The organism is Burkholderia sp. Bp9142 (assembly GCF_003853415.1).
Classification (GTDB): domain Bacteria; phylum Pseudomonadota; class Gammaproteobacteria; order Burkholderiales; family Burkholderiaceae; genus Burkholderia.
Map to the genome: position 1 here is coordinate 165,371 of NZ_QTPP01000004.1, position 15,869 is coordinate 181,239.

The 15,869-nt window shown below is 67.3% G+C and carries 11 protein-coding genes and 1 pseudogene; 3 read left to right on the plus strand and 9 right to left on the minus strand.

Features of this window, described 5'->3' with window-relative positions; genetic code table 11:
* Positions 1-203 precede the first annotated feature (203 nt).
* A pseudogene (locus DIE22_RS38670) lies at positions 204-284 on the plus strand (HHHH-motif protein); the annotation flags it as partial.
* 80 nt (positions 285-364) lie between these two features.
* On the opposite strand, the gene DIE22_RS06515 reads toward DIE22_RS38670, so the two are convergent.
* The 7 genes from DIE22_RS06515 to DIE22_RS06545 all read right to left on the minus strand — a co-directional run bounded on the left by DIE22_RS06515 (position 365) and on the right by DIE22_RS06545 (position 11,880).
* Positions 365-1,387, minus strand: coding sequence for a fimbrial protein (locus DIE22_RS06515; RefSeq protein ID WP_124604757.1), 1,023 nt, complete (start codon positions 1,385-1,387; stop codon positions 365-367).
* The gene (locus DIE22_RS06520; protein ID WP_124604758.1) at positions 1,384-2,130 is read right to left on the minus strand and encodes a molecular chaperone; all 747 of its coding nucleotides are present in this window, start codon (positions 2,128-2,130) and stop codon (positions 1,384-1,386) included. Before DIE22_RS06520 ends, DIE22_RS06515 begins: the two co-directional genes overlap by 4 nt.
* Positions 2,131-2,146: 16 nt before the next feature.
* Entirely contained in the window at positions 2,147-4,600 is a 2,454-nt protein-coding gene (locus tag DIE22_RS06525; protein WP_124604796.1) for a fimbria/pilus outer membrane usher protein, read from the minus strand.
* Between the two features lie 123 nt (positions 4,601-4,723).
* Entirely contained in the window at positions 4,724-5,236 is a 513-nt protein-coding gene (locus tag DIE22_RS06530; protein ID WP_124497537.1) for a fimbrial protein, read from the minus strand.
* 828 nt (positions 5,237-6,064) lie between these two features.
* Positions 6,065-7,525: an efflux transporter outer membrane subunit gene (locus tag DIE22_RS06535; protein WP_124497621.1), complete on the minus strand. Its 1,461-nt coding sequence runs from the start codon at positions 7,523-7,525 to the stop codon at positions 6,065-6,067.
* Positions 7,525-10,662, minus strand: coding sequence for a multidrug efflux RND transporter permease subunit (locus DIE22_RS06540; RefSeq protein ID WP_124604759.1), 3,138 nt, complete (start codon positions 10,660-10,662; stop codon positions 7,525-7,527). The genes DIE22_RS06535 and DIE22_RS06540 overlap by 1 nt, the downstream gene beginning before the upstream one ends.
* Positions 10,663-10,677: 15 nt before the next feature.
* The gene (locus tag DIE22_RS06545) at positions 10,678-11,880 is read right to left on the minus strand and encodes a MexX/AxyX family multidrug efflux RND transporter periplasmic adaptor subunit (protein WP_124604760.1); all 1,203 of its coding nucleotides are present in this window, start codon (positions 11,878-11,880) and stop codon (positions 10,678-10,680) included.
* A 150-nt stretch (positions 11,881-12,030) separates the two neighbouring features.
* Between DIE22_RS06545 and DIE22_RS06550 the strand changes: the two genes are divergently transcribed.
* Entirely contained in the window at positions 12,031-12,678 is a 648-nt protein-coding gene (locus tag DIE22_RS06550) for a TetR family transcriptional regulator (protein WP_124604761.1), read from the plus strand.
* 328 nt (positions 12,679-13,006) lie between these two features.
* Positions 13,007-14,275 (plus strand): M23 family metallopeptidase, encoded by a 1,269-nt coding sequence (locus DIE22_RS06555; protein ID WP_124497533.1) that lies wholly within the window; start codon positions 13,007-13,009, stop codon positions 14,273-14,275.
* A gap of 129 nt (positions 14,276-14,404) precedes the next feature.
* On the opposite strand, the gene DIE22_RS06560 is transcribed toward DIE22_RS06555, so the two are convergent.
* The gene (locus tag DIE22_RS06560; protein WP_124497532.1) at positions 14,405-15,130 is read right to left on the minus strand and encodes an amino acid ABC transporter permease; all 726 of its coding nucleotides are present in this window, start codon (positions 15,128-15,130) and stop codon (positions 14,405-14,407) included.
* 2 nt (positions 15,131-15,132) lie between these two features.
* Positions 15,133-15,855, minus strand: a complete 723-nt coding sequence (locus DIE22_RS06565) for an amino acid ABC transporter permease (protein ID WP_124497531.1) — start codon at positions 15,853-15,855, stop codon at positions 15,133-15,135.
* Between the last annotated feature and the right edge of the window lie 14 nt (positions 15,856-15,869).

A 15,869-nucleotide genomic window follows, 5' to 3' on the forward strand; every position in this document is an offset into this window, starting at 1 on the left:
ACGCAAATCATTCTCAATCACATTACCGGATACCCCTTCCGATTATCAGGATTTGTCTGATCAATCAGAGGGATCGGCGTTCCGGCGGACGGGATGGATGCCACGGATCGGTGGCGCGAAGAAAGCTTTCCGCATGAAAGGAGGCTGCACGGCGCCGAAAGGGCTCGACGATCACGACGGGAACGCCGCCATGCCGTGCTCGGCCGGCCATCGCCGAAGCGCATCCGCACCGGGTGTGCCACTTCGAGCATCACCATCACAAGGTGTGCCGCCGGGTGCGTTGAGCATCGCGCAGCACTTTTGAAAAAATGCGCCAGCATGCCGGCACATTTTTCATGACGTGCGCGTGGTGCGCTCGCGAACGTCAGTAGATGAACAGCCGGATCGTTGCGGTCGCATCGAATCGCCCGATCTTCGGCGGACCGAACGATTTCAGCACCGCGTCCATCAACACGCTCTGATTCATCACGTTGGACGCAAACTGAGCCAGCGTGAACTGCTGATTGAACGGAATGGCCTTGCCCTGGCTGTCCTCGATGCCGATACCGAAATTGCTGTCCTTCGCCGGCACCAGCAAGCCGTTCTGCACCGGAAAGCTCGTTTCGAAATACCCGTCGACCCGCACCGCGACGTTGCATTTCTTGGTCAATGACAACGAGAACCGCTTGCGCGGCACCGTCGGCATGAAGCCGTTACCTATCGCCTGCACCTGCCCGAAGTTGACGATGCCCGGTTCGGGCGTCACGAGCACGTCGACGAAGCACGGCGTCGGCTTGAGGTTGCGCAGGCCGCTCAGCCGGTACTGGAAGCTCGGGTTGTACGCATTCAGCCCGAACTCGCCGTCGAACTGGAATACCGTGTAGATATCGCTCGGCGGCTGGACCCAGTTGCCCTTCTTGCGCACGACGACCTGGTAGTCGATGCTGATTCGGGTCTGCTGACAACGCCCGCGATCAAAGTCGTACTTGCTGCACGGCGGCACCGCATACCCGGTAAACACGCCGCCGCCGCGATTGCTCGTCTTGTCGAAATAGTCGATACCCTTGTAGCGGATGCCGATCTCGAGCCCCCACGCGGCCGGGTTGGTGCGATTCGGGTTCGCATAGAAATAGATGTTGTCGACGACTTTCAGGCTGCCGGCGTCCCCGAGGTCCTTGTAGCAATACCCCGACGTCGTGCGGACCGGAGACACCCAGATCACGTATCCGTCCGGCGCGTCGGTCGGATACGACGCAACGCCGCCGATCGGTTCGGTCAGCGAAGTCGCGCCGCTGTTCGTCAGGCACCGCAACGCCCACGCGGGCTGCGCGGCCACGGCCAGCAATGCGAGCACGATCCAGCGCAACCATGCCGCCGGCCATTGCCGTTCATGCGTGGCGCCGCTCATCGCTTCACGCTCTTGCAAGCACCCGCATCACACGCATATTCGACCGCCACCTGGCCGCCGTAGTCGTCGATATGCGTGACGAACAGCGTCGACGGCGTCGCGGCCTTGAACGGCACGTCGGCCGTGCTCATCGGGTTCACCATCACGGGCTCGATCGGCACCGGCGTCTTCTGCGCGCCCGCCGTCACGTCGACCACCGTCACGTGGTACGGCGTCGGATTGTCGAACACGAGCCGGTGCGCGGCCGTGTCCACCCGCAGCGTCATCGGCAGCGTCCAGTCCTCGTCGCGCGCGGGCTGCACGCCCTTCGGCCGGTAGAACAGCTTCATCTGCGTATGCAGCGCGATCTGCAGCGTGTTCGGCGTATCGGTCTTCGGCGGCACTTCGCGGATGTTCAGGTAGAACACCGATTCGCGATCGGCCGGCAGCGCGGCGCCGGGCAGCTTCGCGATGCGCAGCACGTTGCGCTCGTTCGCCTCGACGCGCTGCAGCGGCGGCACGACCATCAGCGGCGACGTGATCTTGTTGCCGTTCGCGTCCTCGAGCCACGATTGCACGAGATACGGATACGTCGCGCTCTTGTTGGTGATCGTGACGATCGCGGCCTGTTCGCCTTCGTTGAAGATCACGCGCGTGCGGTCCGGCACGATCGCCGCGTGCGCGACGCCGGCGAGCAGCGCGCCGGCCGCGGCCAGCATGCACGACGTGCGTCGCGGGAAGGAAAGGGAGAAAGCAGGGTTCATCGCGGCATCCGTGAAATCATCGTTCGACCCGGGCGGCCGCTGCATGCGACTCGCCGGGCGCCTGGCACGTCACCGGAATCGGCGTGCCTTCGAGTTGGAGCTGGTTCGGCAGCACGTCCACCGTGCACAGCGTGCGTTCGCCGGCACGCACCACGAGTGCGGATTTCGGCTGCACCTGGGTCAGGAACGCGGCACCGGCCTCGCCGACGATGCCGAGTTCCTTGCCGTTCGCCGCGTCCTGCACGGATGCGCCGAACGGCAGCGGCTTGCCTGCCCCGTCGGTCAGCGTCAGGTACAGGTTGCTGCCGCGCGCGGCGGAGAACTTCGCGAAACCGATCGCGCCGTCGGTCAGCACCATGCGCTGGATCGGGTTCGACACCTGCACTTCGAGCGGCAGCTTCTCGACGTTGACGGTCGCGTCGTACACGTTGTACGGCGAGATCCCGTCGAGCACCGCATAGCCGCGCGAGTCGGTATGCGTGAGCGTGCCGGACAGCGGCACGTCGGGCACGCCGTCGGTCGATACCAGCAGGCGCGTATCGCCCGCGTTGCCGTTCGCGTGCGCGGACACGCCGTACTGCGTCGCGACGAACGAGCCGTCGACTTCGAGCGACGCGGCCGCATACGCGTTGGCGAGCGTCGACGCCTGCGCGGTCAGCTGGTACGTCGACGCGCGCTGGCGAAAGCTCGCGTTCGCCGACGCGCGGCCGTCGGTCGCGCCCGCGTTGATCTGATAGGTGCGGCCGGCAGGATCGTCGTAGATGTAGCCCGCGTTCACGCTCGTGCTGCCGCTGCCCGTCGTCAGGTTCGACGTGACGGTGTGGCGGCCGCCGATCGGCAGCGTCGCGGTCACCGAGAACTGGTTGCCGCTCGCGCCCGCGCTTTGCGTGCGGAACGCCGACACGCTGACGTTCAGGTTGCGCAATGCGCCGACCGAGAACGCGCGCGTCAGCGTGAGACCGACGCGTTGCTCCGACGCGCGGGCCCAGTAGGTCGTCTGGTCGTACGAGAAATAGGTCGACGTGTCGCCGAAGCGCTTCGACATCGTCGCCGAATAGCGCTGCTTGCTGTTGGCAAGGCCGTACGCGGTCGGGTCGCCGGAGAACTGCGCGAAGCTGGTGTACTCGCGTTCGGAGAAGCGATAGCCGAAGAAGCGCACGTCGGCGTCGAGGCCGTCGAAGTGCTTCGAATAGTTGATGCGGTACGAGTTGCCGTTGCGCGTCGCACCGTTCCACCACAGGCGCGCGCGCGCATGCGTGACGTCGGCCGATACCGCGCCGAACGTGCCGAAATCACGGCCGACGCCGAGTGCGATCGACGTATAGCCCGAAGCCGCGATGAAGCCGCCGTACACCGTGATGTCGAACGGCAAACCGTACGCGGCCTCGCCGAAACCGAAGAACGGCGTGATGCCGGCGCCGCCGAACTGCCTCGGCTTGCCGACGGCGGCCTTGTAGCGCAGCTGTCCGGTGCGCGCGAGGAACGGCACGGCGGCCGTCGTCACCTGGAAGCGCTGCACGCTGCCGTCCTCTTCCTCGACTGCGACGTCGAGCGTGCCCTGCACGCTCGTGTTGATGTTCTGCAGCGCGAACGCGCCCGGCGACACGCGCGTCACGTACAGCACGCGGCCTGCCTGCGACACGGTCACGGTCGCATTGGTGCGCGCGACGCCCGCGATCAGCGGCGCATAGCCGCGCAGCGACGGCGGCAGCATGCGGTCGTCGCTGCGGATCGACGCGCCCGTCAGCGCGAACGTGTCGAAAATGTCCGAGCTCAGGTAGTCGTCGCCGAACGTCACCGTCGATTCGATCGACGGCAGCGCGCGAAACGCGTAAAGCCGGCTGAAGCGGAACGTGCGATCCGCGTACGCCGTGTTGCCCACGTTCGACTGGGCCTGGTAGTCGCCGCGAAAGCGCCATGCATCCCAGTTCGCGCCGATCGTTCCGTAGGCCTGGATCGAATTCGTCTGTCCGCCGCCCGCACCGAAGCTGCGGTTCGTGTTCGCGATCACGCGATAGTCGAGCATCGCGCCCGGAATCCCTTCGGACCAGCGCTCCGGCGGCAGGTAGGTCGAATCGGTGAATTCGAGCGCGGCCTGCGGAATCGTGATCTTCAGTCGTCCGTCGTTCTTCAGGTAACGCACGGTCGCGCCCTCGATCGCGCCGAGATCGACGCAACGCCCGCCCTGGAAGCGCGGCAGGTCCTTCGCGAGCGACGGCTTCAACCCGAACTGCGCGACGAGTTCCGGCGGCAGGCACGGCTTGCCCGCGCCCGATGCGTCGAGCGCGATGAACCGGATCGCCTGCAGCCCGTAGAACAGGTCGTTGACCTGCACGTCGAGCATGTACTCGCCCGGCAGCGTGAAGTCGGCCTGCGAGAACTGCGACAGGTCGACATTGTTCGTGCCGTCGATGTCGAGGAACGACGAATTGAATTCCGTCGCATGGCTCTGGCTGCCGACGACCAGCACGGAGACGCAAAGGAAGGAATGTCTGATTCGCACGCGGCGCTACCGGAAATCCGAGTAAGAAGAAACGGGAAGGCAAGGAAGACGGAGAAAGGGTGCGCACCCCCCCTTCTCCGGTATGAACGCTTACTGGTAGCGGACGGTGAAGTTCGCGACGCCGTCGGCGGTACCCGGCGTCACGCCGGCTGCCGTGGCTTCGTACATCGCCGCGAAGCGCGCGACGTTGGTGCCGTTTTGCAGCACGGTCGGTGCCTTCTGCTCGGCGCCGTTGTCGAGGTATTCGCCCGACGCGGCCTGCAGGCGGATGCCGACGTTGGTTGCCGAGCCGATCGTGGCGAGCAGCTTCGGCTGGCCGGCGCTCGACGTGCCCGTGAACGTGAAGTACGCGTTCTGGGCGATGCTGGTGTCGCAGTCGGTCAGCTTGATGTCGAAGTTGGTCGGCGTGGACTTGTCGCCGGCCTGCTTGAACGTATGGGTCGGCACCTTGCCGAGGTTCACGGTCTGGTTGACCGAGCCCGAGTCGATGCCGCATGCGCCCGCGACGATCTCACCCGTGAAGTTGATCGTGCCGGTGCCCTCTGCGAAGGCCGAGGTGGACAGGGCCGCGAGCGCGACAGCGGTCAGGAGGGATTTTTTCATGACGTTTTCCGTGAGAATTGCAAAGGGAATGGACGACGTGGCGGATACAAAAGGCAGCGTGTGGTTGGCTCCCGTCCGTCACGAGGCGGCATTATCGAGATAAGAATGAAAGAATTTTGTAAATCATTGTCAAATCGAACATGACAATGTTTGATTTACGTTCTTCCGAATGACTCTTTCCCGAAAATCCTCAATCCGGATATTTTCTTCCGCAGTCCTTTTCTATTTTCAGGAACCGTCTGAAATTTAAAGAAATTTCCCGTTCGCAATTGCAGCCACCCCGCACTTCCTTGCTGGCCATGGCTTTGGCTGATAACCGCGCCGAAATGACAAAATTCTGTCCAATCCCGCCATCGTTGCCCGAGTGCAACGAAAATGATTGGCGATTTTCAACCGAGAGGAAATTAACAGGCGATTTTCACCATCTTGAATTTCTTGCGCAAACGATTGCCAAATCCATACAAACGTTTTACCGCGACACTTTGCCGCCCTGCATTATTCGGAATGCGCGAATCAATCCAATCGTCAAGCCCGGATTAAGGCCGCGTATCAAGCCGTGTGCCAAGACGACATTCGGGGTACTGGATGGAATCGAAACAGGAGGAAGTCCGGCATGATCGGAGGCCAGTGGCAACGCGATCGGCCGCCGGGATGCGTGTCGAGTCGAAGGAGGCCCTTCGACTCGACAGCCTGGAGGAAAGACGGGGTCGACGATGCGCGCTTGCACTTATCCTCGAGCGCCGCCGGTGGCCCGTCGGCAGAAACACCGGCCGAGGCGGCGTCGACGCCTCGCAATGCGCCGCCACCTGGCCGGCCCCGGCCAAGACATCACGCGACGGACGCCCCTGCCGCCGCCCACCCGCCGCCCAGCGCGCGATACAGCGCAATCGCATTCGCGAGCCTCAGCTCCTTGAGCCGGATCAGCTCCTGCCCGGACTCGTACGTGCTGCGCTGCGCGTCGAGCAGTTCGAGATACGTCGCGACGCCGCCCGCGTAGCGGCGCTCGGCGAGTTTGAGCCGCGCGCCGTCGGCCGCGTAGACGTCCTGCTGCGCGGCGAGCTGGCGATCGATCCAGTCGCGCGCGGCGAATGCGTCGGCCACTTCGCGGAACGCGGTCTGCACGGTTTTCTCGTACTCGGCGACCGCGATGTGCTTGCGCGCGTTCGCGACGTCGAGATTCGCGCGATTGCGGCCGCCCGCGAAAATCGGCAGCGTGATGCGCGGCGCGAACGTCCACACGCTCGTGCCGCCCGCGAACAGGTTCGAGAACGCGTCGCTGACCGAACCGTAGTCGGTCGTCAGCGCAATGCGCGGGAAAAACGCCGCGCGCGCGGCGCCGATCTGCGCGTTCGCGGCCTTGAGCCGCGACTCGGCCTGCCGGATGTCCGGCCGCCGCTCGAGCAGCGTGCTCGGCACGCCGCGCGCCACCGGCGCGATCACGAGCGTATCGAGCGCGGTGCCGTCGGCGGGCACGTTGCGCGCGAAATCGCCGGTGAGCAATTGCAGCGCGCGCACCGATTGCGCATGTTGGCGCTGCAGCGCGGCCTGCGACGCACGCGCGGACGCGACCAGCATCTCGGCCGACCGCAGCTCGATCGCGTCGCTCGTGCCGGCCGCGTAGCGGCGCTGCGTGAGCGCGGCGATACGCTCGCGCGCGTCGAGCGTGCGCTGTGCCAGCGCCAGTTGCTCGTGCAACGATCGCTCCGACACGTACGCCCCGGCGACTTCGGCAATCACGCCGATGCGCACCGTGCGCTGCGCATCGGCCGTCGCGAAATACTCGGCGAGCGCCGCATCGGACAGGTTGCGCACGCGGCCGAACAGGTCGAGCTCGTACGCGCTGATGCCGACGCCCGCGCGATACAGCCCGCTGATCGCGCTTTGGCGCACGACCGGATCGTACTGGCGCGTGCGTTCGTAGCCGAGGTTCGCGTCGACCGACGGCATCAGGTCCGCGCGCTGCACGCCGTACAGCGCGCGCGCCTCGTCGAGCCGGCCGGCCGCGATCCGCAGGTCGCGGTTGTTCGCGAGCGCCGCGTCGATCCAGGCCTGCAGCGCCGGATCGGTGAAATACGCATGCCAGTCGTCGAGCAGCGCGGCGTCAGCAGCGTCAGCAGCAGCAGCCGCTTCAACCGCCTGCTGCGTGCCGCCATCGACCGGCGCATAGCTGGCCGGCACCGGCGGCGCCGGCCGCTCGTAACGCGGCGCGAGCGAGCAGCCCGCGAGCGCGAGCGCGGCGGCCAGCGCGAGCTGAACCCTTGGCGCGGCGCGTGCATTCAACGCAAACATCATCGAGAACCCTCCATCGTCGCCGGCTGCGATCCGCCGCGCCGGCGCGGGCCGACGTCGAACAGGCGGCCGACGATCACGAAAAACAGCGGGACGAGGAACACCGCGAGCACCGTCGCCGTGATCACGCCGCCGAGCACGCCGGTGCCGATCGCCATCTGCGCGCCGGACGCGGCGCCCGACGCGAACGCGAGCGGCAGCACGCCGACGCCGAACGCGAGCGACGTCATCACGATCGGCCGCAACCGCAGGCGCGCGGCCTCGAGCGCGGCGTCGACGAGCGACATGCGCTGCGCGACCAGATCCTTCGCGACCTCGACGATCAGGATCGCGTTCTTCGCGGACAACCCGATCGTCGCGATCAGCCCCACCTTGAAATAGATGTCGTTCGGCATCGCGCGCAGCGTGACGCCGAGCACCGCGCCGATCACGCCGAGCGGCACGACCAGCATCACTGCGAACGGGATCGACCAGCTCTCGTACAGCGCCGCGAGCGCGAGGAACACGACGAGCACCGACAGCGCGAACAGCATTGGCGCCTGCGCACCCGACAGCCGCTCCTCGAACGACTGTCCCGACCACGCGTGGCCGATGCCGGCCGGCAGCTTCGCGGCGAGCCGCTCGATCGCGGCCATCGCTTCGCCGCTGCTGTGCCCGGGCGCGGCCGAGCCGTTGATCGTGAACGACGGATAGCCGTTGTAGCGCGTGAGCTGCGGCGGCCCGAGCGTCCAGTGCAGCGTCGCGAACGCCGCGAGCGGCACCATCTCGCCGCGCGCGTTGCGCACGCGCAGCTTCTTCACGTCGTCCGGATCGAGCCGGTGCAGCCCGTCGGCCTGCACGACCACACGGCGCACCTGCGTGCCGTGCATGAAGTCGCCGATATAGTCGGAGCCGAACATCACCGCGAGCGTCGTGTTGATCTCCTCCATCGACACGCCGAGCGCCGACGCCTTCGCGCGATCGATGTCGAGCTTCAGTTGCGGCGCGTCCTGCGTGCCGGCGAACATCAGGTCGGCGAGCGCCGCGTCCTTGCCGCCCGCCGCCAGCAGTTGCTCGCGCGCGGCGCTGAACGCCGCATGGTCGAGCCCGCCGCGGTTCTGCAGCCGGAAGTCGAAGCCGCTCGTCGAACCGAGATCGGGCAGCGCCGGCGAATTCATCGCGAACACCGTGGTGTTCGCCGTGCCCGCGAAGCGCTCGTTGATGCGCGCGACGATCGCCTGCACGTGATCGCGCCCGGCCTTGCGCGCCGTCCAGTTCTTCAGCGTGACGAAGATCATCCCGCCGTTCGGCCCCTCGCCGTACAGGTTGAAGCCGCCGAGCGCGAACGTGTACGCGGCCGGCTCGTCGTGACGAATATACGATTCGACCTCGCGCACGCTCTGCATCGTTTCCGCGAGCGGCGTGCCCTGCGGCCGGATCACCATCACCATGAAGTTGCCCTGGTCCTCGTCGGGCAGGAACGCGGTCGGCAGTTGCGTGAGCATCAGCGCGGCGGCCGCGGTCAGCGCGCCATACACGACGAGCCAGCGCAGCGGCTTCTTCAGCATCGCGCCGACGCGCGCCGCATAACGCTGCGTCGAACGCGCGACGAAGCGGTTGAACCAGCCGAAGAAGCCGCGCTTCTCGTGATGCTCGCCGGACACCGGCTTGAGCAGCGTCGCGCACAGCGCGGGTGTCAGCGACAGCGCGAGAAACGCCGAGAAGCCGATCGACACCGCGAGCGACAGCGCGAACTGCCGGTAGATGTTGCCCACCGCGCCGCCGAAGAACGCCATCGGCACGAACACCGACGTCAGCACGACCGTGATGCCGACGATCGCGCCGCTGATCTGCCGCATCGCCTTCACCGTCGCGTCGTACGGGCCGAGCCCTTCCTCGACCATCAGCCGCTCGACATTCTCGACGACGACGATCGCATCGTCGACGAGGATGCCGATCGCGAGCACCATCCCGAACATCGTCAGCACGTTGATCGAGAAACCGGCCGCATACATCACGCCGAACGTGCCCGCGAGCGCGACCGGCACGACGAGCGTGGGAATCAGCGTCGCGCGCAGGTTCTGCATGAACAGGAACATCACGAGGAACACCAGCACGCCGGCCTCGATCAGCGTCGTGACGACCTTGTTCATCGACACGCGCACGAACGACGACGTCTCGTACGGGATCTGGTAGGTCACGCCCGGCGGGAAATACGCGGACAACTCGTCCATCGCCGCCCGCACGCGCTTCTCGGTGGACACCGCGTTCGAGCCCGGCGCGAGCTTGATGCCCATCCCGGTCGCGACCTTGCCGTTCACGTACGACGGATAGTTGTAGTCGTTGCCGCCGAATTCGATGCGCGCGACGTCGCGCAGGTAGAGCGCGGAGCCGTCCGGCTGCGTGCGCAGCGCGATCGCGCCGAAATCGGCCGGCGTCTTCAGCGGCGCGTCGGCGAACACCGTCGCCGCGATCGGCGCGCTGTCCGGCACCGCGCCGCGGCCGATGTCGCCGACCGTCACGCGCGCGTTGTGCGCACGCACGGCCGATGCGATATCCGATGCGGTGAGGCGGTGCCCGGCCATCTTCACCGGGTCGGGCCAGATCCGCATCGCATATTCAGCGCCCCAGAACTGCACGCGCCCGACGCCGTCCACGCGGCGCAGCGCCTGCACGACGTTCGCCGACGCGTACTCGCCGAGCTGCACGTCGGTCATCCGGCCATCGTCGGACGTCAGCGACACGACGAACTGGATGTTGTCGGCAGCCTTCTCGACCTGGATGCCGCCGCGCCGCACCGGCTCGGGCAACCGCGCCTCGACCGTCTTCAGCCGGTTCTGCACCTCGACGGCCGCGAGATCGGCGTTGACGCCCTGCTTGAACGTCAGGTACAGCGACGCCGCCCCGGCGCTGCTCGTCGCCGACGTATACAGCAGCCCCGGCGCGCCGTTCATCTCGCGCTCGATCAGCGCGGTCACCGATTCCTCGACGACCTGCGCGGACGCGCCCGGATAGGTCGCATAGATGCTGACGACGGGCGGCGCGATGTCCGGGTACTGCGCAACCGGCAGCGCGCGAATCGCGAACATGCCGCCCATCGTGATGAAGAGTGCGATCACCCACGCGAAGACGGGGCGATCGATGAAGAAACGTGCCATGGTGGTTCGAACCGGTCAGGTTTGACGGGCGGCCGCGTGCGATGCGGCCGCTGCCGGCGCCGCCTTCGACGGCGGCGCCTTTTCGACGGGCTTGACGGCCGTATCGGGCGCGAACTGCGCGGCGTCGTCGACGATCACGCGCTCGCCGCCCGCGAGGCCGCGCGTGATACGCCAGTCACGGCCGCTCATCTGGTCGGCCGTGACCTCGACGTCCTTCACCTTGCCGTTCGCACCGACGACGCGCACCGACGTGCGGTCGGCCGTGCGCAGCAGCGCGTCGCGCGGCACGAGGATCGCCCGCTGGTCGACGGCCGTGTCGAGCGCGATCCGCACATACGCGCCCGGCAGCAGCTCGCGCTCCGGATTCGGGAACAGCGCGCGCATCGCGACGGTGTCGGTGGTCGGATCGACCGCGAGATCGCTGAACAGCAGCTTGCCCTTCAGCGGATACGCGGTGCCGTCGGCGCGCAGCAGCGTCACCGCGACGTCGTGCTGCGCAATGCCCGTCGCGCGCCCGCTCTTCACCGCGCGGCGCATTGCATCGACGTCGGCCGCCGGCTGCGAGAAATTCACGTAGATCGGATCGAGCTGCTCGACGGTCGTGAGCGGCGTCGCCTGGTCCTGGCCGACGAGCGCGCCTTCCGTCACGAGCGCGCGCCGTGCGCGGCCGGCGATCGGCGCGGTGACGGTCGCGTAGTCGAGCTGCAATTGCGCGCGCGCGAGCTCGGCCTTCGCCGATGCAACCTCGGCCTTCGCCTGCGTGTCGGCCGCGACGGCCTCGGTGTGGTCGCGCTCGCTGACGGCGCGGTCGTGCACGAGATCGTCGTAACGGCGGCGCTTGTCGCTCGCCGCGAGCGCGGCGGCCTGCGCCTTCGCGAGCGCGCCCTGCGCGGCGTCGCGCGCGGCCTTCAGCGGCGCGGGATCGATGCGGAACAGCACCGCGCCCTGCTTCACTTCCTGGCCTTCGTCGTAAGTCCGCGCGGTGACGATGCCCGCGACCCGCGCGCGCACTTCCGCCTGCCGATACGCGTCGAGCCGGCCCGGCAATTCGACGGTCATCGGCACGGGCGTCGGACGCACCGTCACGACCGTCGCGCTCTGAATGGCCTCCGGCGCGTTGTCTTGTCCGCCCTTTCCGCATCCGGCCACGGCCAGCATGGCCGCGAGCGCGAACGGCGCCAGCCGAAGGCGGCGCCCCAGGGTGCGTTTGTCATTCATAGGTGACCTCGGATCGTTCGCCGCCGATACAATGCGGCGGCTCAGGGTGGCCGATTATAATCAGTCACGACTGATTAAATACATGCGGATGCAATCCGGCCGCCCCACTGTCTCAATAAAGCGACAGCGAACTGTAAGGAAATTCATGACATGGCCCGCAAGACCCGGGAAGAATCGCTCGCCATCAAGCACCGGATCCTCGACGCCGCCGAGCTCGTGCTGCTCGAGAAAGGCGTCGCGCAAACCGCGATGGCGGACCTCGCCGAGGCCGCCGGGATGTCGCGGGGCGCCGTGTACGGCCACTACCGCAACAAGATGGAAGTGTGTCTCGCGATGTGCGACCGCGCGTTCGCGCGGACGTCGGAAGGGTTCGAGGCAGTCGACAGCCTGCCCGCGTTCGCCACGCTGCGCCGCGCGGCGTCGCATTACCTGCGGCAATGCGGCGAGCCCGGCGCGATGCAGCGCGTGCTCGTGATCCTCTACACGAAGTGCGAGCAGAGCGAGGAGAACGGTGCGCTGCTGCGGCGCCGCATGCTGCTCGAATTGCAGATGCTGCGCATCACGAAGGCGCTGCTGCGCCGCGCGATCGCGGCCGGCGAAATCGCCGCCGATCTCGACGTGCATCTCGCGGCCGTCTATCTCGTGTCGCTGCTCGAGGGCGTGTTCGCGTCGATGATCTGGACCAACCGCTTGCGCGGCAATCTGTGGAACGACGCGGAAGCGATGCTCGACGCCGGTTTCGACGCGGTCAGGCGCTCCGGCGCACTGCGCGTGCGCACGCAAAAATTGCCTGCCTGACGAAAGATACGCAATAAATACTGATTTAACCCCGATTTACCGCACTGCGAAACGAATGCGCCGACCCTCTTTAAAATTTTTAACGTTTCGCGGAACATCGGTAGACTGTCGCTGTCATCTTTCTTTAGCGTCTTCGTGATAATCCGGGTGCGACCCGGAAAGTTCACGCCGCCGTTCGAAGCGGGCCCGCCCGCGAGTTGGGTCGAACGGGAACGACACAGGCCCCGCCGGGGCCTGTTTTGTTGCACGCCCGTCGCCCGCCCCGTCGCCGCCCGACGGATTCGCCGCCGATGGCTCCTGCCCACACCTCTTTGAACCGCTTTCCTGGATGTGGACACCTTTGGTCAAGCCTGCCGCAACCCCTGATGCTTTCGCGCCCGGCCGCGCGCAGCGCCTCGTGCGCGCGCTCGTGCCGGCCGCCGTGCTTGGCGCCCTCGCCGCCTTCGGTCTCGCCGCCGCGCTGCCGGCCGTCTCGCAACTGCCGGGCGCAGTCGATTCGGGCACGGCCGCACTGCCGCAGCGCGTGCTGTCCGACACGCCGTTTCCCACCGCGCAGCATTTCGTGACAAGTGAACTCGCGCGTACGCTCGGCGAGCGCAACGAACGCAGCGACCGCAACCCGCAGCCGGGCCTGTTCGCGCCGCTCAGCGCGCACCGCAACGACATGCTCGGCTATACGAGCCTGTTCGAGTACGCGGCGCCCGAAAACCAGCACGGCATGCGCGCCGGCGACATCGAACTCACGCTGTCCGATACGCTGAACCGTCTCGACGTGCCGCCCGAGGTGCGCATCCAGCTCGGCGATCTCGTCACCGGCAAGGTCGCGATGCGCGCCAGCGCGCAGCGCGGCGACTACTACCGCATCGCGTACGACACGAACAGCGGCACGCCGCACCTCACCGCGCTCGAGCTACGCGTCGCAGGCCGCACGTTCGGTGCGATCTGGTTCCGCGCACCGGGCGCCGACCACGGCGCGTACTACACGCTCGACGGCGCACCGCTCGAGGCCGCCGCGTTCACGATGCCGGTGAAGTGGACCCGCATCAGCTCGTTCTTCGGCGAGCGCATCCACCCGCTGTCGCAGGCAATGGCGTTCCATACGGGCGTCGATCTCGCCGCGCCGTCCGGCACGCCCGTCAATGCGGCGGCCGACGGCGTCGTGTCGTTCGTAGGAACCGATCCGGGCGGCTACGGCCGCTACGTGGTCGTCGATCACGCGGACGGCTATTCGACCTACTACGCACATCTGTCCGCGTATGCGCGCGGGCTGAAGACGGGCGAACCCGTGAAACAGGGCCAGCGCATCGGCTCGGTCGGGATGACCGGTGCGGCCACCGGCCCGCACCTGCACTTCGAAGTGCGCGTCGCGAACGATCCGGTCGATCCGCTCGTCACGCTCGCGAACGCGCAGACGGGGCTGTCCGACATGCAGCTCACCGCGTTCCGCCAGGAAGCGGCGCAATGGCGCTTCCGCCTCGCATCGATCAATACGTCGCCGTTCGCGTTCGCGCAGAGCGACGGCCCGCTGTGGGGTGACTTCGCGACCGGCCCGTCGACGCTGCGCTCGGTCTTCGATACGCACTACAGCGCGTCCTGACGCTGCGCGCCGAAGCACCGTCACGCCCATCACGCCCGTCGCCGCTCGAGCAGCGGCGACGCGGCCCGCCGCATCACACCGACCTTCCATCACCGGGAACGCGCCGCGTGCGTCGCACGCGGCACGCCGTCACCGCACGGGTTCCGTGCGTTCGGCCGTCGCCTGCGCGACGCGCGCCGCACGCGGGCGGCGCGTCAGCAGCCAGCGCGCCGCGCCGTCGAGCGACGTGCACAGCACCAGATAAAGCGCCGCGACGAACAGGAAGACCGGTGCCGGATACACCATCAGCCGGTTGTTCACCTGCGTCGCGACGAACGACAGTTCCGGCACGCCGACGATATACGCGAGCGACGTGTCCTTCACGAGCGCGACCCACTGATTGACGAACGACGGCGTCATGATCCGGATCGCCTGCGGCAGCAGCACGTAGCGCACCGTCTGCCAGCGCGTGAGCCCGAGCGACAGCCCGGCTTGCCACTGCCCGTCGCCGGCCGCGACGATGCCCGCATGCACCGCATGCGCGAGATACGCACCGCCGATCAGCGCCAGCGCGCACACGACCGTCGCGAGCCCCGGCACGTCCAGGTGCAGCAGCATCGGCATCAGGAAGTACGTCCAGAAGATCAGCATCAGCACCGGAATCGCGCGGAAGAAGCCGATGAACGCGAGCAGCAGCACGCGCAGCGGGCCGCGCGCAAGCGCCATCGCGACGCCGAGCGCCACGCCCAGCACCGCCGACGCGATGGCCGACGCGATCGCGAGCACGAGCGACAGCGCGGCGCCGCCGAGCGGGCCGTCCGGAAACGCGCCGACGAGCAGGTACGGCAGGTTGTCGAGCAGCAGCGAGAAATCCATCGTCACCGCCCCGCCCCGAGCCGGTCACGCCATTGCGTGGCCACGTACGCGCCGGCCTCGATCGCGGCCACCGCGGCGACGTACAGCACGGTCGCGACACCGAACGCGGCGAAGGTCTTGAACGTCTCCGTCTCGACTTGCCGCGACGCATACGACAGCTCCGCGACGCCGATCGCCATCGCAAGCGACGAGTTCTTCACGAGATTCATGTATTGGCCGAACAGCGGCGGCAGCGCGATGCGCACGGCCTGCGGCAGCACCACGTAGCGCAGCGACTGCATCGGCGTGAGGCCGAGCGCCGCAGCCGCGTCGTGTTGCGCGCGGCGCACGCCGCGCAGCCCAGCTTCACATTCCTCGGCGACGAACGCGGCCGTATACGCGCTCAACCCGACCCAGCCGGCGATGAACTCGAACGACGGCCACGCGAGCGTGAGCGGGCCCGCGCTCAGCTCATGGCGCGCGTTCAGCCACTCGACCCAGGTACCGGGCAGCAACGATGCGACGCCGAAGTACCAGAACAGCAATTGCACGAGCAGCGGCGTATTGCGGAACGCGACGACGTAGCCGGCCGCCGCCGTGCGCGGCGCCGTGCCGCGCGCATGCCGCATGACGGCGAGCAGCAGCCCGCCGACGGTCGCGGCGAGTGCCGACGCGGCCGCGAGGCCGAGCGTCAGCAGGAAGCCCTGCCAGAGCCAGGACAGATATTTGGGAGCCAACCCGAGCATGCCGTGGTGCGGGC